The organism is Syntrophothermus lipocalidus DSM 12680, assembly GCF_000092405.1.
GTDB classification, from domain to species: Bacteria; Bacillota; Syntrophomonadia; order Syntrophomonadales; family Syntrophothermaceae; genus Syntrophothermus; species Syntrophothermus lipocalidus.
This window is the reverse complement of sequence record NC_014220.1, coordinates 1,245,649-1,261,992: the sequence shown is the minus strand read 5'-3', so window position 1 is coordinate 1,261,992 and position 16,344 is coordinate 1,245,649. Positions and strand designations below refer to the sequence as shown.

Annotated in this window: 23 protein-coding genes; 17 read left to right on the top strand and 6 right to left on the bottom strand. The window is 49.9% G+C overall.

Annotation, left to right across the window (positions count from 1 at the left end; all coding sequences use genetic code 11):
* Window positions 1-16: 16 nt before the first annotated feature.
* Window positions 17-1,294 (bottom strand): adenosylhomocysteinase, encoded by a 1,278-nt coding sequence (locus tag SLIP_RS06085; RefSeq protein WP_013175403.1) that lies wholly within the window; start codon window positions 1,292-1,294, stop codon window positions 17-19.
* A 285-nt stretch (window positions 1,295-1,579) separates the two neighbouring features.
* Here SLIP_RS06085 and SLIP_RS06080 point away from each other — a divergent pair, with 285 nt between their 5' ends.
* Both SLIP_RS06080 and SLIP_RS06075 read left to right on the top strand, forming a co-directional pair.
* The gene (locus SLIP_RS06080; RefSeq protein WP_013175402.1) at window positions 1,580-2,032 is read left to right on the top strand and encodes a PaaI family thioesterase; all 453 of its coding nucleotides are present in this window, start codon (window positions 1,580-1,582) and stop codon (window positions 2,030-2,032) included.
* A gap of 18 nt (window positions 2,033-2,050) precedes the next feature.
* Window positions 2,051-2,338, top strand: a complete 288-nt coding sequence (locus SLIP_RS06075) for a putative Se/S carrier protein (protein WP_013175401.1) — start codon at window positions 2,051-2,053, stop codon at window positions 2,336-2,338.
* 267 nt (window positions 2,339-2,605) lie between these two features.
* Here the strand turns inward: SLIP_RS06075 and SLIP_RS06070 are convergent, their stop codons facing one another.
* Both SLIP_RS06070 and SLIP_RS06065 read right to left on the bottom strand, forming a co-directional pair.
* Window positions 2,606-3,613, bottom strand: a complete 1,008-nt coding sequence (locus SLIP_RS06070) for a potassium channel family protein (protein WP_013175400.1) — start codon at window positions 3,611-3,613, stop codon at window positions 2,606-2,608.
* 82 nt (window positions 3,614-3,695) lie between these two features.
* Complete coding sequence (locus SLIP_RS06065) at window positions 3,696-4,055, bottom strand: TIGR04086 family membrane protein (protein ID WP_242649150.1); 360 nt, start codon at window positions 4,053-4,055, stop codon at window positions 3,696-3,698.
* A gap of 144 nt (window positions 4,056-4,199) precedes the next feature.
* On the opposite strand from SLIP_RS06065, the gene SLIP_RS06060 reads away from it, so the two are divergent.
* Together SLIP_RS06060 and SLIP_RS06055 are read left to right on the top strand one after the other, a co-directional pair.
* Window positions 4,200-5,177 (top strand): daunorubicin resistance protein DrrA family ABC transporter ATP-binding protein, encoded by a 978-nt coding sequence (locus tag SLIP_RS06060; protein WP_013175398.1) that lies wholly within the window; start codon window positions 4,200-4,202, stop codon window positions 5,175-5,177.
* A gap of 10 nt (window positions 5,178-5,187) precedes the next feature.
* Complete coding sequence (locus SLIP_RS06055; protein ID WP_013175397.1) at window positions 5,188-5,943, top strand: ABC transporter permease; 756 nt, start codon at window positions 5,188-5,190, stop codon at window positions 5,941-5,943.
* Window positions 5,944-5,957: 14 nt separating this feature from the next.
* On the opposite strand, the gene SLIP_RS06050 is transcribed toward SLIP_RS06055, so the two are convergent.
* The gene (locus SLIP_RS06050; RefSeq protein WP_013175396.1) at window positions 5,958-6,173 is read right to left on the bottom strand and encodes a hypothetical protein; all 216 of its coding nucleotides are present in this window, start codon (window positions 6,171-6,173) and stop codon (window positions 5,958-5,960) included.
* Between the two features lie 160 nt (window positions 6,174-6,333).
* Between SLIP_RS06050 and SLIP_RS06045 the strand changes: the two genes are divergently transcribed.
* Window positions 6,334-6,543, top strand: coding sequence for a heavy-metal-associated domain-containing protein (locus SLIP_RS06045; protein WP_041432792.1), 210 nt, complete (start codon window positions 6,334-6,336; stop codon window positions 6,541-6,543).
* A gap of 27 nt (window positions 6,544-6,570) precedes the next feature.
* Here the strand turns inward: SLIP_RS06045 and SLIP_RS06040 are convergent, their stop codons facing one another.
* Window positions 6,571-6,930: a sulfite exporter TauE/SafE family protein gene (locus SLIP_RS06040; RefSeq protein WP_013175394.1), complete on the bottom strand. Its 360-nt coding sequence runs from the start codon at window positions 6,928-6,930 to the stop codon at window positions 6,571-6,573.
* 152 nt (window positions 6,931-7,082) lie between these two features.
* Entirely contained in the window at window positions 7,083-7,472 is a 390-nt protein-coding gene (locus tag SLIP_RS06035) for a hypothetical protein (RefSeq protein WP_013175393.1), read from the bottom strand.
* Window positions 7,473-7,922: 450 nt separating this feature from the next.
* Here SLIP_RS06035 and SLIP_RS06030 point away from each other — a divergent pair, with 450 nt between their 5' ends.
* The 12 genes from SLIP_RS06030 (at window position 7,923) to fusA (ending at window position 16,333) form a co-directional block, all read left to right on the top strand.
* A complete protein-coding gene (locus tag SLIP_RS06030) occupies window positions 7,923-8,630 on the top strand; it encodes a ZIP family metal transporter (protein WP_013175392.1) in 708 nt (235 codons plus the stop codon).
* A 76-nt stretch (window positions 8,631-8,706) separates the two neighbouring features.
* The gene (locus SLIP_RS06025; protein ID WP_013175391.1) at window positions 8,707-9,150 is read left to right on the top strand and encodes a DMT family transporter; all 444 of its coding nucleotides are present in this window, start codon (window positions 8,707-8,709) and stop codon (window positions 9,148-9,150) included.
* A gap of 105 nt (window positions 9,151-9,255) precedes the next feature.
* The gene (queD, locus tag SLIP_RS06020) at window positions 9,256-9,633 is read left to right on the top strand and encodes a 6-carboxytetrahydropterin synthase QueD (RefSeq protein WP_013175390.1); all 378 of its coding nucleotides are present in this window, start codon (window positions 9,256-9,258) and stop codon (window positions 9,631-9,633) included.
* The gene (gene queC, locus SLIP_RS06015) at window positions 9,630-10,283 is read left to right on the top strand and encodes a 7-cyano-7-deazaguanine synthase QueC (RefSeq protein WP_013175389.1); all 654 of its coding nucleotides are present in this window, start codon (window positions 9,630-9,632) and stop codon (window positions 10,281-10,283) included. The genes queD and queC overlap by 4 nt, the downstream gene beginning before the upstream one ends.
* Before the next feature lie 258 nt (window positions 10,284-10,541).
* Window positions 10,542-11,102: a DUF366 family protein gene (locus SLIP_RS06010; RefSeq protein ID WP_013175388.1), complete on the top strand. Its 561-nt coding sequence runs from the start codon at window positions 10,542-10,544 to the stop codon at window positions 11,100-11,102.
* A complete protein-coding gene (locus tag SLIP_RS06005) occupies window positions 11,099-11,830 on the top strand; it encodes a 7-carboxy-7-deazaguanine synthase QueE (protein WP_013175387.1) in 732 nt (243 codons plus the stop codon). Before SLIP_RS06010 ends, SLIP_RS06005 begins: the two co-directional genes overlap by 4 nt.
* Before the next feature lie 31 nt (window positions 11,831-11,861).
* Window positions 11,862-12,428: a GTP cyclohydrolase I FolE gene (folE, locus tag SLIP_RS06000; protein WP_013175386.1), complete on the top strand. Its 567-nt coding sequence runs from the start codon at window positions 11,862-11,864 to the stop codon at window positions 12,426-12,428.
* A gap of 28 nt (window positions 12,429-12,456) precedes the next feature.
* Entirely contained in the window at window positions 12,457-12,642 is a 186-nt protein-coding gene (locus tag SLIP_RS05995) for a YpmA family protein (protein ID WP_013175385.1), read from the top strand.
* 17 nt (window positions 12,643-12,659) lie between these two features.
* On the top strand, window positions 12,660-13,205 hold the full coding sequence (lepB, locus tag SLIP_RS05990) for a signal peptidase I (protein ID WP_013175384.1): 546 nt from the start codon (window positions 12,660-12,662) through the stop codon (window positions 13,203-13,205).
* On the top strand, window positions 13,202-13,978 hold the full coding sequence (gene surE / locus SLIP_RS05985; RefSeq protein WP_013175383.1) for a 5'/3'-nucleotidase SurE: 777 nt from the start codon (window positions 13,202-13,204) through the stop codon (window positions 13,976-13,978). Before lepB ends, surE begins: the two co-directional genes overlap by 4 nt.
* An 18-nt stretch (window positions 13,979-13,996) precedes the next feature.
* Window positions 13,997-14,254 carry a hypothetical protein gene (locus SLIP_RS05980; RefSeq protein ID WP_013175382.1) on the top strand — a complete coding sequence of 86 codons (258 nt, stop codon included), beginning with the start codon at window positions 13,997-13,999 and terminating at the stop codon, window positions 14,252-14,254.
* Window positions 14,255-14,314: 60 nt separating this feature from the next.
* Window positions 14,315-16,333 (top strand): elongation factor G, encoded by a 2,019-nt coding sequence (gene fusA, locus SLIP_RS05975; protein WP_013175381.1) that lies wholly within the window; start codon window positions 14,315-14,317, stop codon window positions 16,331-16,333.
* Window positions 16,334-16,344: the final 11 nt, after the last annotated feature.

The following is a 16,344-nucleotide window of genomic DNA, read 5'->3' as shown; positions in this document are numbered from 1 at the left end:
CCCGTTCTACGACCGCTTATAATTGCCAGCTAGCGAGGTACCTTTCCTGTTCCTGCGTCAGCCGGTCTATTTCTACTCCCAGAGAACGCAGCCTAAGCTCGGCTACTTTGCGGTCGATTTCCTCGGGTACGTTGTAAACCCTGGGTAGCAGCCGCTCTTGGTTGTCTAACATATACAACAGGGAAAGGGCCTGCAGGGAAAAACTGAGATCCATGACTTCAGCCGGATGACCATCGCCTGCTGCCAGGTTGACTAGCCGACCTTCAGCCAGGAGGTACAACCTGCGCCCGTCCGGCAACAAATACTCTTCTATGTTGTTTTTAAGCGTACGGCGTGATACCGCCGAGGCTTCTAGGTCAGGTTTTGACACTTCTACGTCGAAGTGACCGGCATTGGCTAGAATAGCGTTATCTTTCATTACCGCCATGTGCTCTCTTCGGATGACGTTTACGTTGCCGGTCACCGTGATAAAGACATCGCCTTCGATCGCTGCTTGCTGCATAGGCATGACCTCAAACCCGTCTAGCAGGGCTTCGTTCGCTTTTATGGGATCGATTTCGGTGACTATTACCCGTGCTCCTAATCCTTTGGCTCTCATAGAAACACCTTTGCCACACCATCCGTAACCTGCTACGACAACGGTTTTGCCTGCCACCACTAGGTTGGTAGTCCTCATTATTCCGTCCCACACCGACTGGCCGGTCCCATAACGGTTGTCGAACAAGTACTTCATAAACGCGTCATTGACGGCCATCATCGGAAACAACAATGATCCTTCCCTTTCCATAGCCTTCAGCCGCAGGATCCCGGTAGTGGTTTCTTCGCAACCCCCGATAATCTTCCGCGCTTGTGCAGGCCGTTCCCTGTGGAGCATACCTACTAGATCACCACCGTCATCTATGAGGGCATCAGGCTCGCAGTCCAGGGCCTTGGCGATGTGCATGTCGTATTCTTCAGGAGTGGCCCCGTGCCAGGCGAAGGCAGTCACGCCTTTTTCGACCAAAGCCGCGACCACATCATCCTGCGTGGAAAGCGGGTTGCTGGCGCAGACTACCACTTCGGCGCCGGCTGCTCGCAAAGTTAGGGCGAGGTAAGCCGTCTTGGCTTCCAGATGCAAGCACATTGCGATTCTTTTTCCCGCTAACGGCTGGTCTTTTTCGAACTCGGTCTTCAGGATATTCAATACCGGCATGTGCCGGCTTGCCCATTCGATCTTGCGGTGCCCGCTGGGAGCTAAGGTTATATCCCGGATCATAGATGGGCGGGATGTTTGGTCGACGGCAGTAAGCTTCATTATCTAGGTAACCTCCTCTAGCCAGCTTTGCATCCATTGTACAACAGCGCGCCGTTTTTTGCCACGCACAGCAGGAATATCGCGTGTTGTGGCTCGTTACTCCCCCGGCCGTCAAGCTTTTTGGCAACGATTGATACGAGAAAAGCGGTTGCAGCTCAGCTCGCCTAAAGATTATAGTAAACTTAGCCGTTCTGATGCTTAGACAAGGATGAGCCCTAGCCCCCACGACAAATGAGGGTTTGTGTTAGTCTGTGGCTTATTTTATCCTGTTGCGAGGTGGATACGATGATAGAACCTAAGAACATGGGGATCGACGAGCTGCTTTTTCACCATATTATTGAAGCAAACGAACAAACTCCTTACTACCGGTTGGTTGGGATAAGAACCCAGGCTCTGGCTCCCGGTTCGGCGGAACTGGTGGTTGAAATCGACGAGCGTCACACCAATCCTTTAGGTAGGGTCCATGGGGGATTGATAGCGTCTCTGGCCGACGCGGCCATGGGCAACGCTATCCGCTCACTGGGCGTGAGAGGTGTTACTATTGACTGCAGCATAAGTTTCCTGTCAGCTCCTCCCGCCGGGGCCCTTCTGGTCGGCAAGGGCAGGGTTGTGAAGACGGGGCGGAACGTTATTTTTGCCGAAGCTTCGGTTTACGTCGGCGAGGATGTAGTGGCCTGCGCTCAGGGCAGTTTCTTTAGAACCGGTGTTGCCGAGTTGCAGAAAAACCTTTCCGAGTGACAGAAAGGATAGAGACAAGTGCGGGATATAATAAGTCTATCCGACTACTGTGTTATTGTTTTTCCGTCGACATCCCAAGCCATGAAGGCGGAAAAAGTCCTCAAATCAGTAGAGGCGGAGTTTGTGATGATGCCGACGCCTAGGGAAATCTCCACCAGCTGCGGTTTAGCGGTAAAATTTAGACCCCAGAAAACCGATGAGTACTGCCAGGTTCTGGCTGAGAATCAGGTCTTGATTGAAGGGGTTTATCACATTACCAGGGACGGCAAGAGGGCCGCCGTGGTAAAGATATTTCCTCAGGGATGAACTTCTGGACTGAAGGCAGCATATAATAGACTGAATCGTTGAACGAAGGGGTGAAGGGGTTGCGGGTGTTTTATTTCAGGGTGCCGGCCTTCTTGAGGAAGATATTGCTGAGGATCTGGGGATAATAAGGCTTGAGGCCAAAAAAGAAAGGGGACGAAGCTTTCAATATAAAAATGGGTCCGTCAGACGAGTGCACAGTGTACTGCGAATCCACAATCAGTCATAATTCTTTCATTGTAGGGACAGTGGCGAGTATTCGGTCAATACTTATTCCGGGATAGCTGTTGTTATACTGGATTCCAGCTTGCTCAGGTCTTCACGCGAACCCATGGCAATTAAGATATCGCCTGCCTCGATTTTGGTATTTGCCCGCGGACTAACGATTATGTTGTCGCCGCGAATGACGGCAACGATGATGACATTGGAGTCGTCACGGTTGATATTACGGATAGAGGTGTTGACCAGGGGTGAACCCGGGGCCACATTTATTTCTTCAATCTGTACTTCGATATTGTGGGTGGCAAACAAGGTGTCTACCAGCTGAACGCTCGCGGGTTTTAACATGGCTGTGGCCATGCGCTGACCTGCCAGCTGGGCCGGAGTAATCACGCGATCGGCTCCTGCCCTTTTTAGCTTGTCCACGGTTTCTTGGCGTTCGGCCCTGGCCACGATATGTAAACTAGGATTTAAGGCTCGGGCACTCAAAGTAACGAAAACGTTGTAAGGGTCCTGAGACAGGGCGGTAATTATGTCTCGAGCCCGCTGGATGCCGGCTCGGAGCAACACCTCGTCGTCACTCGCGTCACCGGCCATGGCTACAATACCTTCAACTTGCAGGCGGGCTACCGTCTCGGGATTCTGCTCCAAGAGCACGTACGGGATGTTTTCACCGCGAATGATTTCCAGAACGCTCATGCCAACTCGTCCCGCTCCACAAATAATGATGTGGTTGTTGAGGGCTCGAATAGTCTTTTCCATGGTATTTCTCCCCATCATGCGGTTGATCTGGCTTTCGATGGTTATACTGACGATGGCTCCCAGCGAATAGGCTACGACCCCTACTCCGGCTACGATCAATATCATCATAAAGATCCGCCCGCCAATGGTAACCGGAACAATGTCCCCGTAGCCGGTGGTGCTAAGGCTCACGATTGTAGCCCACACGGCAGTAAGCAAAGGCCAGTTTTCAAAATACATAAGCCCTAACACACCTACCACGATCACGATGATGAGGTAGGTGAGGGCCGTAATTAATTTAAGCCTTGCTTCGGACAAGTTATCACTCCATAATGGATGAGTGTATCCGAAAGATACCAGTTCTATTTTAACTTGTCGTCTTGTAAGATAAAAGGTTTTCTCAAGAAGAAAGTCCGATACCGAATATACCGCCCAGGCCTCCAGCGATGAGGCAGATGCACAGGTGTTGTAAGAAGGACTTGAAACCTGGCAGACTTGGGCTGAAAATTAGAGTTAGTACGAACATGACTACAAAAAACATGATGCCGAGAGTGATTCCTCCAATTAGTCCGCGGCTGCCTCTAGTTTTGGCTACATAACTGCCACCCACAAAAACGGCTATGATGAGGACAAGGTTAACCAGGGGGGCAAGGGTGGTTTCCTTAAGAGGACTGAAGTAAACTATGGCAGCTACCAAGGCCCCTAGTACCGCAGCCACGGTACAGGTCAGAAGAAGCCCTTTTAACTCTACGGATTTCATGATTGCCAAGATTTTCACCTCCAGTATGAACAATATGCAGGAGAGTTGGAATTATTACATGAGCCCATTGATAGTAAAAGCAGGGGACCGAAACGCAAAAGAGGAGTTGTCCCTAATTTGCATGAAGGACACGGGGGTTGAGCAATGATAATTGCCACTGAAAAGCTAACCCGCAAGTACGGTAGACTGGTCGCTGTAGACAGCGTGGACCTCGAAGTTTACGAGGGAGAGATATTTGGGTTTCTAGGCCCCAACGGCGCAGGCAAAACCACTACCATTCACATGCTCTGCACTTTGCTGAAGCCCAGCGGTGGGGAAGCCTGGGTTGCTGGGTACAATGTCGAGCACGAACAGACCCTGGTGAGGCGGAACATCGGGTTGGTTTTTCAAGAGCCCACTTTGGACGAAAATCTCACGGCCACAGAAAACCTGGTCTTTCACGGTATGATCTACGGTTTGACCGGCAGGTATCTCGAGGAGCGTATCAAAGAAGTGATGAAACTGGCTCTGCTGTGGGAACGGCGTAACGACTTGGTCAAGACCTTCTCCGGAGGAATGAAGCGACGCCTGGAAATCGCTCGTGGCCTGGTCCATTTGCCGAAGGTGCTGTTCTTGGACGAACCGACCCTGGGGCTGGATCCCCAGACTAGGAAACATATATGGGATTACATCAGACGTACCCGGGAGGAGACCGGGACCACGGTCTTTATGACCACCCATTATATGGATGAAGCAGAGAACTGTGACCGCATAGCGATTATAGACCACGGGCGTATCATCGCCTGCGATACCCCCGATAATCTCAAACAAATGGTCAAAGGGGACGTGGTAGAAGTCACATCTTCCAAGGTACACCAACTGGCGGCCTTTTTGGAAGAACGTTTTGAGGTGAAGCCGGAGTTCATCCAGGAAGGGCTCAAGTTCGAGGTTCAGCGTGCGGACGAGCTTTTGCCGGTTCTTTTGCAGCAAGCGGGGACGGGGTTGATTGAGAAAGTAAATTTTGCTAAGCCGACTTTAGATGATGTATTCTTGCGACTCACCGGTAAAAGCATGCGGGATGAGGACGCGGATCCGCGAGGAGAGTTCAGGCGCCGGATTGGAATGAGGCTCAGGAAAGGATGATGACTCGAACATGGGGTTAAAGCCAGACCTTGTAGCTGTGTACGTCATATGGTTGCGTGAAGTGAAAAAGTTCTGGAGAGAAAAGCTCAGAATAATCACTTCGATTGCCCAGCCGCTAATGTGGTTGTTTATTATGGGGGTTGGCCTCGGCAGCTCTTTTCGGAATCTCGGTTTTGACTACTTGCGGTATGTTTTTCCGGGAATAGTCAGCATGACCGTGCTCTTTGCTTCGGTGAACTCGGGACTTGGAGTGGTCTGGGACCGGGAGTTCGGCTTTTTCAAGGAGATCCTTATTTCCCCAGTGTCCCGTACTGCCATCGCCACGGGTAAGATTCTGGCTGGTAGCACAACCGCTATCCTGCAGGGAATTCTTATACTCGTATCGGCTCCGCTCATCGGATTAGGTTTAACCCCTGTGCTTTTTGTCAAAGGACTTCTCGCCATGTTGCTGCTAGCTTTATCTCTTTCGTCGGCTGGGGTACTGTTTGGAGTCAAGATCAGCACGTTTCACAGCTACTCGCTGGTTATGAACTTTGTGGTGATGCCTATGTTTCTGTTAAGCGGGGCTGTGTTTCCCCTGCAGGGCGTTCCAAAATGGATAGAAGTCGCCGCTCGCTGGAACCCGGTGAGTTACGGAGTTGACGTGATGAGACTGGCGATCAACGGTTACGGTTTGTTTCATCCCAGCCTCAGCATAGGTGTTCTCTTGGGAATGGCGGTCATCATGGGAGCCGGAGCAGTTTATTTCTTGGGAAAAGAAGGATAGGAAACCAGTCAGGCTCAAGCCAGGACCAGCATTACCGTGCCGACGAGAAAGGAAATGATTCCAGCTACAGCCAAGTAAAGAAACTCGGGCAGATTGTAAGCCATCTCCAAATAATGGGCAACTATATCGTCATCCTTTTTTGTCTTGACATTTCTCTTCAATATCTTATGGCTGATGAATACTAGTACCGTTCCTAACAAAATCAACAAATACCCTAATTTCAGTTTCATGGCTGTTTCCACTCCTAAGTATTTTGAGGCTTTTTTACACATATGATTATAGGTGAATTGGGACCTGTATTCAATGAGCGAATACAAAGCCTGCCAAAAGGCCACAGTAAAAGTGGTAAATGTCGAGGGAGACAGCATTTGTGAAAGGAGGAAAGACCACATGAAGAGCATGGTGCTTAAGGTTAGGGGAATGACCTGTATGCACTGCAAGGCCAACGTCGAGCAGGCCTTGATGCAAATGTCAGGCGTAAAGGAGGCAGAGGTTCACCTGCAAAAAGGTGAAGTATCCGTCACCTTTGACGACGCTGTTGTTGACTTAGAGGAGATACGGGAGGAGATCGAAGAAATCGGTTACGAAGTCGAGGGTTAAAACATGGGTTAGACGCAACCCCGCGAACTACCGATTCAAGATCATCTTTATCCCTACCAGCAACACAAGTACTCCGAATACCTTTTGTAAGGCAGAAGCGGGCAGGGCGGTTGCTATTCTGGCTCCGAAAAGTCCGCCTACGAACACCCCAAGACAGATCAGACCGGCAGCCTTCAAGTCCACAAATCCTTTTTGATAATAAGTCCAGGCTGCGAGGATACCGATTGGTGGCACCATAAGGGCGAGGGTAGTGCCCTGCGCTTGTTGTTGGGAGAAACCAAAAAGAAAAACCAGCGAAGGAATAATTACTATACCGCCAGCTATGCCGAGCAAGCCACTGAGTACCCCTGCTACAAGTCCCAGCGCTACATACATTATAATGTCCATTCCGGATTACCCTCCTTAGCGCCTTGTCGCTTGCCAAATTGCTATCTTGTTTCTACTATAATACGTTTACTAGAACAAGAAAGCAACTAACCCTGGATTCAGGTCCAGGGTTAGCAAACGTTAACGACAACGATTTGGGAACGATAAGCTTCTTAGGCCGGGAGTCTAACTGGTCCGTGTTTATCGACTCCATTTCTTTCTTCATATTGCGTAACCAGCTTGATTATGGAGCTAAGTTTTCCATCCAGACAAGCCTTACTTGACAGTATTTCGTGGATAGCTTCTTCGAGGTGCTTTGCTCTCAATATCCAGGCCAGACGTGCTGCGTTTTCTGGCGGGATATCATCCATATCGCCCAAGAACCTGCTAAGGGCTAATGCCTTCTGTTTAAACCTCTCATAGTTCTCAGGACCGTAACAATCCTGACGGTCAGTGCACCCCAGACATCCAGGATGATAACTGGGGTTGAGGTAGCAACTCATCATGATCCCTGAATAAAAGTCGGTTTCCCAATACTTCATGTTTTTTCCCTCCCTCGCCATAAACAAGAACCTCCTAAACTTATTTCTGTTTTAAATGAAGCCATGGATGCCAAAGGAAATAATAACTAGAATGTTAAAGGAATCGAAAGATGTGCGCTGGATAAAAGCTGCGTGGTTGAGCTAATAGACAAGTGGAAAACAGTCTTCATTCGTGTTTCGAATGTTGCCGGGAACTATTTCTCCCTCTAGGGGCGGGCCCGTATACCCGTCACAAACATCGCCTCCCTTCCCAACATTGCTCCATGTGGCGTGCCACTTTAGCTACGCCAGCTCTCTTTAACAGGATGAAGATAGTTTGATTCTATTCACTTTCATTATAAAACAGCGGGGAAGACTTGCCAGCTCTTTTGGAAGTAATTCAACCACTTTTGGTGGCACCGGTTCCGGTTTACCTGGACTAAATCGTTATTCTTAGCCATAGATATTAAGAAAACGACAGGGGTTCGGTGTGTGAATTCGAATTGTCTGGTATGGAGCGTAGCGGCAGGCGCCGGCACCCTGCTGGGGACGATCCTGGTATTAGTACGAAAGGAGTGGGGCGACCGCGGAGTTGCTTTCTTTTTGGGTTTGGCCGCGGGGGTGATGTTGGCGGTAGTTGCCTTAGATCTCGTGCCTTCAATACTAGTAGGGGGCACGTGGCGGGAAGGGCTACTGGGGCTGGCATCGGGAGGATTCTCCCTTGCCTGGGCCGATACGTTGTTTCAGGGTGAGGCATCGTCGTCGAACTGGGCAGCATTGGGATACCTGGTCATGTTAGGTATCGCCTTACACGATTTTCCCGAAGGAATAGCCATTGCTCTGGGTACAAGGCTTAAAGTTAGAACGGGAATGGCTATAGCTATGGGCGTGGGAATCCACAACATCCCAGAGGGCATGGCAATGGCAGTTCCCTTACTTAATGGAGGGGTAAGCCGGGTCAGGGTTCTTTTACAGGTATTGCTGGTAGCCACCATAACACCTTTGGGGACCATCGCTGGGCAAGCCGCTATTGCCTTTTTTCCCGCTTTCCTTCCGTTTTTGCTGGGAGTTGCGGCTGGGGCTATGTTGTACCTAGTCTTTTATCATCTTATTCCCGGTGCTTTACGTTTGCGAACCAGAGCCAGCCATTTAGGTTTTTGGCTGGGAGTCGGAATGATTGTGGTTGTTACGTATATCTGATACCTCCAGTGAAAGACTAGGAAGTGAAACTTTTAAAACCTAAGTCGATTAGGCAAAAGAAAGGGAACGGCTCGACGTGATTAAGTGGTTGTATATGGCAGTAGCCTTATTGGCTGGAGCAGCGATGGCCGTGCAGGGTACCATGAACGCTGCCTTGGGTAAGGTAGTGGGACTTTGGGAGTCTACGTTCATCGTTCACGTTATTGGAACTGTAGCCGTCTTAGCCGTAATATTACTGGGAGGCATAGGATTCGGCGGTTTAGTTAAAGCGGGACAAGCCCCTTGGTACGTATACATGGGTGGACTACTGAATGTCGTTATAATCTACGCCGTGGCCCGCAGCATTCCGCAAGTCGGGGTAGCAAACGCTACTACCGCAATCGTTGTTGCTCAGACACTGACTGCAGTCCTCATCGACCACTTAGGCTTGATGGGGGTCAAAAAATCCCCTTTCGCTTACACGGACATCATAGGCGTGGCGCTTATGGCAGTTGCCGCTCGTGTTTTGATTAACAAGTGATACGGCCTTTTCATAAGTAGGCGCGGGTTAAATTTGGTACGATATTATTGGAGTTTGGTATGGGATACATGATAGAATTTAAACATCTTAAGGGTGGAGGGTACCATGTATCAGGTTACAGTACAGGTGGAGATCGCCGCAGCCCATCAGTTGCGAGATTACGAAGGTGAATGTGCCCGGGTTCACGGCCACACTTGGCAGATTGAGGTTACCGTGAGGGGCAACGATCTCGATCCGCAGGGGATGCTCATAGATTTTCGAAAACTGAAACAACTTGTTAATCTGGTCGTGGCCGGCTATGATCATTCATTGTTAAACGATGTGCCCCCTTTTGACCGGGTCACTCCCACCGCCGAAAATTTGGCAAAGAAGATATTCGAGGACATCGAGGCTCGGTTAGAGGCTCCGGGAGTAATTCTTGAAAAGGTAACCGTGCGCGAGTCTCCGCGAGCGTGGGCCACTTTCAGGAGGGATGGACAATGATGAAGGCAATTACTCTTCTTTCTGGCGGTTTAGATTCTACCTTGTGTACGGTTTTGGCTTTAAGGGATATGGAGGTTATTTTAGCACTGACCGTGGATTACGGGCAAAAAGCGAGGACTCGGGAGGTCGAATCTGCCGGTCGTATAGCGGCTTTCTACAACATACCCCACAGGGTGGTCGAAGCGGGATTCTTGCGAACTTTTGCTTCCGGGCTGACCCGAGCGGAAAGGTCCACGAGGAGCAGCCGTGAAGTATGGGTTCCCAACCGCAACGGCCTTTTTATCAATATCGCCGCCTGCTATGCGGAGGAAATGGGAGCCGAAGCCGTACTGGTCGGTTTTAACCGTGAGGAAGCGGTTGATTTTCCCGACAACAGCCCGGATTTCGTGTCTGCGGTCAATCGTAGCCTTTCTTACTCGACCCGCAATCAGGTTCGGGTCATCTCTTATACCATGGAAATGGACAAGACCGAGATGTTAAGAGAAGCCATCCGTCTCGGCATACCCCTCCATTACACCTGGAGTTGTTACGAGGACGGGCCAAGTCCTTGCGGGGTTTGTGCTTCGTGCCGCTTGCTGGCTAAGGCTAGGGAGAATCTCGATTTAAGAGCCACAGATGAACACAGACCCGGCACTCAGCTCAAGCCTTGATAGATGAATATTGTTATCAAGAGAAGCTGGCACGTTGCACAATTTCGGCCAGCTGAGTGCCGGGCTGATTAGCACAGATTAGTTTTTAGACGCTGATTAACGCTGATTTTGGCTGATTTTAATACTGAGAAATGCGTTACAGCGTCTTCAGGTGAAGAAGCTACATTATGTTCATTTTTATCTCGTTTTCTGTATGTCAGTGTTTATCTGTGAACATCAGTGTGAATCTGTGGCTACAAGGAGAAAGCGGGGAGGAAAATGGAGACGAGGTTTATCGAAGAGAGGATTAAATACGATGGGAGCCAGTTGTCACCACACTGGATTTATCGGAATTTCTCTATTCTGGGCGATGCTGTTGTGAGCTTTACTGGGGAGTGCCGGGTGGAGTTGTCGCATATGGTGGATCTGGTCGATGTGAAGTCGGGCCAGTGGATATACAGTCCTCTTATGCTGCATTTCATCGTCGAAAAATTTGATACGGATCTGGAAAGAGCGGTTTTGCGGCAGAGAATGCTGATAACTATAATCAAAGAGTGGTTGGAAGAGAGGCTTACGTCAAGGGTGATACGGCGAGGCGATGATCTTTTTGTGGGGGAAGGCAAGTTGTCGGTTTCAATCGCTACTGTCTCGCTGGCTTCCACTCTCATTCATGTCGGCCTAAACATTGATACCGAGGGTACCCCGGTTAAAACCGTGGGCTTGAAAGATCTTGGTATAATAGATGCTAGGCAGATGGCCCAAGACGTGATGAGCCGGTTTAGGGAAGAGATGATGGGGATTTATCTTGCAAGATGTAAAGTGAGAGGAGTCGGGCTGTGAAAGCCTATTTGTCAGAGATTACGGAGAGCATACAGGGAGAAGGCACCCTGGCCGGAAGCAGGCAGATATTTTTAAGGTTTTGCGGGTGTAATCTTAGATGTCCGTATTGTGATACTGTGGGGAGCTTATCTAAAACCCCATCTTGCAAGATTTTTTTGAAGCCGGGCTCGAAAAACGATTTTCGTGAGTATGCCAATCCTCTTTCAATTTCTGATGTTGTGAAGGCTACTGCGAACTTTGATACCCGGTGGGTTAGTCTCACCGGGGGAGAACCCTTGCTTTGGGCCGATTATTTAAAAAGGTTAGCTCCTATATTGGTGAGCAAGGGTTACAGGATGCTACTGGAAACAAATGGCACCCTGGTCGAAAACCTGGTCGATATCCTTGAATTCACCGCTGTCATAAGTATGGATTTCAAATTGCCCAGTGCGATTGGCATCGATCTGTTCCCGGTTCACAAGCGTTTCTTGGAGCTTGCTGCTTGCCGCCCGGTTTACGTCAAGGTTGTAGTGACTCCTTCAACCGAACCTTGGGAGATAGGAGAAGTTGCCCGGATAATTGCCGGAGTTGACGCCACTATACCTTTGGTCTTGCAGCCAGTCAGCTTGGTCACCAGCCAGGTAGCTGTACAAGCTGAGAAGTTGTTTGACCTGCAGCTCGATGCTTTAAAGCACCTAGAGGACGTGAGGGTTATTCCTCAAATACATAAGTATTTAAGGGTTACCTGATTGAAGCAGCGTTTGGGAAGGAAGATGAGTCATGGACATCGAAAAAATTGAAAAGGCAGTTCGAATGATCATCGAAGCCATAGGGGAGGACAAGGATCGAGAGGGGTTGCGCGATACTCCCCGGCGGGTAGCTCGTATGTATGCTGAGCTTTTCAGCGGGATTGAGGAGGACCCGAGCAAACATTTGCAGGTGCTGTTCACGGAACACCATGATGAGTTGGTTCTTATCAAAGACATCCCTTTGTATTCTATGTGTGAGCACCATCTATTGCCTTTTTACGGCAAGGCTCACGTGGCTTATATACCCCGGAAGGGCCGCATTACCGGGCTAAGCAAGCTGGTGAGGGTGGTAGAAGGTTTTGCCAAAAGACCCCAGCTGCAAGAGAGGTTAACCAGCCAGATTGCCGATTCCATCATGGAGAGATTACAGCCATGGGGAGTAGCGGTCGTAATCGAGGCCGAACACATGTGCATGACCATGCGAGGAGTCAACAAACCCGGTTCTATGACGGTCACATCCGCGGTACGCGGGATATTCGAGACTAACCCGGCCTCCAGAGCCGAGGCTTTTGCTTTGATCAAGGGGCCGATTAGGTAACGCCATTGTGGAGCAGGAGGATTGGGAAGTGAATAATAATCAAGGGGAGCAAAACGGTCTCCAACTTATAGCCCGCAAGACTTTCCGGGCCAACGATGAACTAGTTAAGGTCGTAGATTTTCTCAACAAGCACTTAAAAGACAGGAAAGTGCTTTTCGGCCTCACCAAAGACCGCGACGGGCAAGAGATGACTATCAACATCTACGAAATATAGAACAGGAGGAAGATTTCATGGGGAGAGAATTGCGGGGCATTGTTAGGGAATTCGTCAGCATAATTATAATTTCGTTTTTGTTGGCCATGGTTCTGAGGGCCTTCGTTATCGAAGGTCGGGAAATACCCAGCGGATCCATGATACCTACTCTGCAGATTGGGGACAAGGTGTTGCTCAACAAGTTTATATACCACTTCAAAAAACCGGTCAGGGGGGATATAGTGGTTTTTACGCCCCCAGAGGAACTAGGGCAGGAAGGGCCGTTTATCAAGCGGGTTATAGGGCTTCCCGGGGAAACCGTGGAGGTAAGGGATGGAAAGGTGTTTATTAACGGAGTGGCGTTGAAAGAACCTTACCTGGCTGAACCGCCGATGTACGATTATGGACCGGTGGTTGTTCCGGAAGGGTGCCTTTTTGTTATGGGAGACAACAGAAACAGCAGCTTTGACAGTCACCGATGGAATGCTTGGCTGAGGGAGGATCATCTTATGGGAAAGGCTTTCATGATCTACTGGCCACCTAGTCGTATCATGTTGCTACCGCGGGGGGTATCTGCCGAGTGAGGATTCTTTTGACCAATGACGACGGCATCGATTCTCCCGGAATTTTGGCTGTGCTACGCGAATTGGAAAAAATGGGCGAGGTATATGTGGTGGCCCCGGACCGGGAAAGGAGCGGAACAGGCCATTCTATAACGGTTTTTAGCCCTATCAAAGCGCAAAGGGTCGAGGTTCCAGGTTCAAGCGCTTTGGCCTGGGTTATCGACGGCACCCCGGCCGACTGTGTCAAACTGGGGATCAGCGCTTTAATCCCGAAAACCCCGGATTACGTGGTATCCGGAGTTAACCGGGGAGCAAACCTGGGTACAGATGTACTGTACTCCGGTACTGTTTCCGCCGCCTTAGAAGGGGTCATTATGGGTTTTCCTTCGGTGGCGGTGTCACTCGATTCTTTTAATCCCAACGAGGATTTTTCTTTTGCTGCCCGCTTTACCCGGCTGGTCTTGCGGATTTTACACAGAGAAGGTGTCGGCAAGGACATAATCCTCAACATTAATGTGCCTTGCCTTCCCCGTTCCGAGATAAAGGGTATACGCATCACCAAGCTAGGGGTCAGGCGCTACGAAAACCTTTTTGAGGAGAGAAAGGATCCCCGCGGTAATTCTTATTACTGGCTGGGGGGAGAAGTTATAAGAGAAGAGCAGGATCCCGACAGCGATGTAGCGGCTGTCACCCAAGGGTATATATCGATTACGCCCATTCACTTCGATTTGACGGATTATCAGCTTATCGAGGATTTTAGACGTCGCTTTCAACCTTACATCGATATCGGCTAAGCTATAGGAGATGTTGTAGTGTTATTTGGATTGCAGTTGATAGTGAATATTTTGGTTTTCTTGTTTTTATTCAATTTGAACTGGTTGTTCGAGAAAAGGAAAAACCCCGACTACGCCGGCGGACCTTCACCCAAGTCGGTGTTTATCCCCGTGATTCTTGGAACTGTCCTGACTTTATTGGATGTACTGAGGATCCAGTTTTTGGTTCAGTTGGCCGTGTTGGCACTCCTAGCAGTGGTGCTATACTGGGTTTTTTCTATTTTCACTCGCAAGTAGATCAGTTATAATTAATGGGATTTTGGAAATTCCTTATAGATAGGCAAGGAGGGAATGTTTGTGAATGTTTACCCCACGGAAAAGATACGAAACGTAGCCATCATCGCCCACGGAGGGGCGGGAAAGACCTCCCTGACTGAGGCTATGCTTTACCAGACTGGAGCCATCAAGAGGCTCGGCCGGGTGGATGACGGAAACACCACTGCAGACTTTTATCCTGAGGAGATAAAGCGCAAAATTACTATTAATACTACCCTGGTTCCCTGCGAATACAGGGGTTTAAAGATAAACGTGCTCGACACCCCAGGTTTTGCCGATTTCGCCGGTGAAGTCAAAGGAGCGCTGCGGGTAGCAGACAGCGTGATCGTAGTCCTTTCTGCTGTTGCCGGTGTCGAGGTTCAGACCGAGATTTACTGGGAAGAATGTGGGGATTTACCTCGTATAGCGTTTATCAATAAGATGGACAGGGAGAACGCTTCTTTTGAAAAAGCCCTGGAAGAGATGAGAGAAAAGTTTTCCCAGCCCATAGTGCCACTTCAGATCCCGATTGGGGCTGAAGCCAATTTTAAGGGTGTAGTGGACCTGATCAAAATGAGGGCTTTGTTGTTTGAGCCCGGAACCGGAAAGATGACCGAAGCTGAGATACCTGCGGAGCTTGCGGACCAGGTTGAAGCTTATAAGGAGCAGATCGTCGAGGCTGCAGCTGAAGGCGATGATGAGCTTTTGAACAAGTACCTGGAAGGGGAGGAACTTACCGACGAGGAAATCCAGCGGGGGATAAAGGGCGCTGCGACTAACGGTACCGCTGTGTTCGTTTTTTGTGGTTCGGCCTTGAACAACATGGGAATCCAGCCCATGATGGATTTCATAGTCGATTGCATGCCTGATCCTAGCCATCATTCCGATGTCAAGGGCAAAGACGTGAGTGCAGAACCCTTGGCCGCTTTGGTGTTCAAGACTATCGCCGACCCTTATATAGGGCGCCTCAATTTCTTCCGGGTCTTCACCGGAACCATGAAGGCCGATTCCGTGGTTTACAACGCCAATAAGGAAAAAGAGGAGAGGATCGGCAACCTTCTGGTGATGCGCGGCAAGGAACAGTTCGCGGTTCCCGAACTGAAAGCGGGGGATATAGCCGCTGTTGCCAAGTTGTCGGTTACCACTACCGGGGACACGCTCACGGATAAGGCCCGACCTGTCATTCTCAAAGGAATTGAATTCCCACAGCCTACCCTGGCGATGGCGATAGAGCCGAAGAGCAAAGGGGACGAAGACAAGCTCTCCAGTGCTTTACAGCGGCTGATGGAAGAAGATCCTACTATTACTATGGAAAAGAACACCGAGACCCGACAGACTATCCTGAAGACTATGGGCGAAACGCATACAGATATAATCGTAGAACGATTAAAGAGCAAATTTGGCGTGGATGTCGGCACCACCGAGATGAAGATACCCTACCGCGAAACCATACGGGCAATGGTTCAGGTAGAAGGAAAGCACAAGAAACAAACCGGCGGGCACGGTCAGTACGGGCATGTATGGCTGAAACTCGAGCCGCTGCCCGATGCCGAGTTTGCCTTTGAGGAATCGGTTTTTGGGGGAGCGGTGCCGCGTAACTTCTTCCCGGCGGTAGAAAAAGGCGTGCGGGAGGCCATGACCGAAGGGGTTCTTGCAGGGTACCCGGTTACCAACGTTAAGGTCACGCTCTATGATGGTTCTTACCACCCTGTGGATTCGTCCGAAATGTCGTTCAAACTGGCGGCTATTCTGGCTTTCCGCAAGGGCATGGAACAGGCAAAGCCGGTACTGCTGGAACCGATAATGAATGTCGAGGTTTTGATTCCGGAACAGTATCTGGGGGACATCATAGGTGACTTGAACAGTAAGAGGGGCCGGGTTCTGGGCATGGAGCCACAAGGGAAGAACCAGCTGGTGAAAGCCCAGGTGCCCCTGGCGGAGATGGCCCGCTACAGCATTGACCTGAAGTCAATTACCCAGGGCAGGGGCAAGTTCCAGATGTCTTTCTCTCATTACGAAGAGGTACCCGCTAACATAGCGGAAAAAATAGCCAAGAAATAGTACGGTTGGCC

Coding starts and splice junctions, on each gene's coding strand:
- SLIP_RS06065 (WP_242649150.1), bottom strand. CDS start 4,055: ATGAAATCCGTAGAGTTAAAAGGGCTTCTTCTGACCTGTACCGTGGCT.
- SLIP_RS06060 (WP_013175398.1), top strand. CDS start 4,200: ATGATAATTGCCACTGAAAAGCTAACCCGCAAGTACGGTAGACTGGTC.
- SLIP_RS06045 (WP_041432792.1), top strand. CDS start 6,334: ATGAAGAGCATGGTGCTTAAGGTTAGGGGAATGACCTGTATGCACTGC.
- SLIP_RS06040 (WP_013175394.1), bottom strand. CDS start 6,930: ATGGACATTATAATGTATGTAGCGCTGGGACTTGTAGCAGGGGTACTC.
- SLIP_RS06050 (WP_013175396.1), bottom strand. CDS start 6,173: ATGAAACTGAAATTAGGGTATTTGTTGATTTTGTTAGGAACGGTACTA.
- SLIP_RS06035 (WP_013175393.1), bottom strand. CDS start 7,472: ATGGCGAGGGAGGGAAAAAACATGAAGTATTGGGAAACCGACTTTTAT.
- lepB (WP_013175384.1), top strand. CDS start 12,660: ATGGGGAGAGAATTGCGGGGCATTGTTAGGGAATTCGTCAGCATAATT.
- SLIP_RS06010 (WP_013175388.1), top strand. CDS start 10,542: ATGGAGACGAGGTTTATCGAAGAGAGGATTAAATACGATGGGAGCCAG.
- SLIP_RS06080 (WP_013175402.1), top strand. CDS start 1,580: ATGATAGAACCTAAGAACATGGGGATCGACGAGCTGCTTTTTCACCAT.
- SLIP_RS06055 (WP_013175397.1), top strand. CDS start 5,188: ATGGGGTTAAAGCCAGACCTTGTAGCTGTGTACGTCATATGGTTGCGT.
- SLIP_RS06085 (WP_013175403.1), bottom strand. CDS start 1,294: ATGAAGCTTACTGCCGTCGACCAAACATCCCGCCCATCTATGATCCGG.
- folE (WP_013175386.1), top strand. CDS start 11,862: ATGGACATCGAAAAAATTGAAAAGGCAGTTCGAATGATCATCGAAGCC.
- queC (WP_013175389.1), top strand. CDS start 9,630: ATGATGAAGGCAATTACTCTTCTTTCTGGCGGTTTAGATTCTACCTTG.
- queD (WP_013175390.1), top strand. CDS start 9,256: ATGTATCAGGTTACAGTACAGGTGGAGATCGCCGCAGCCCATCAGTTG.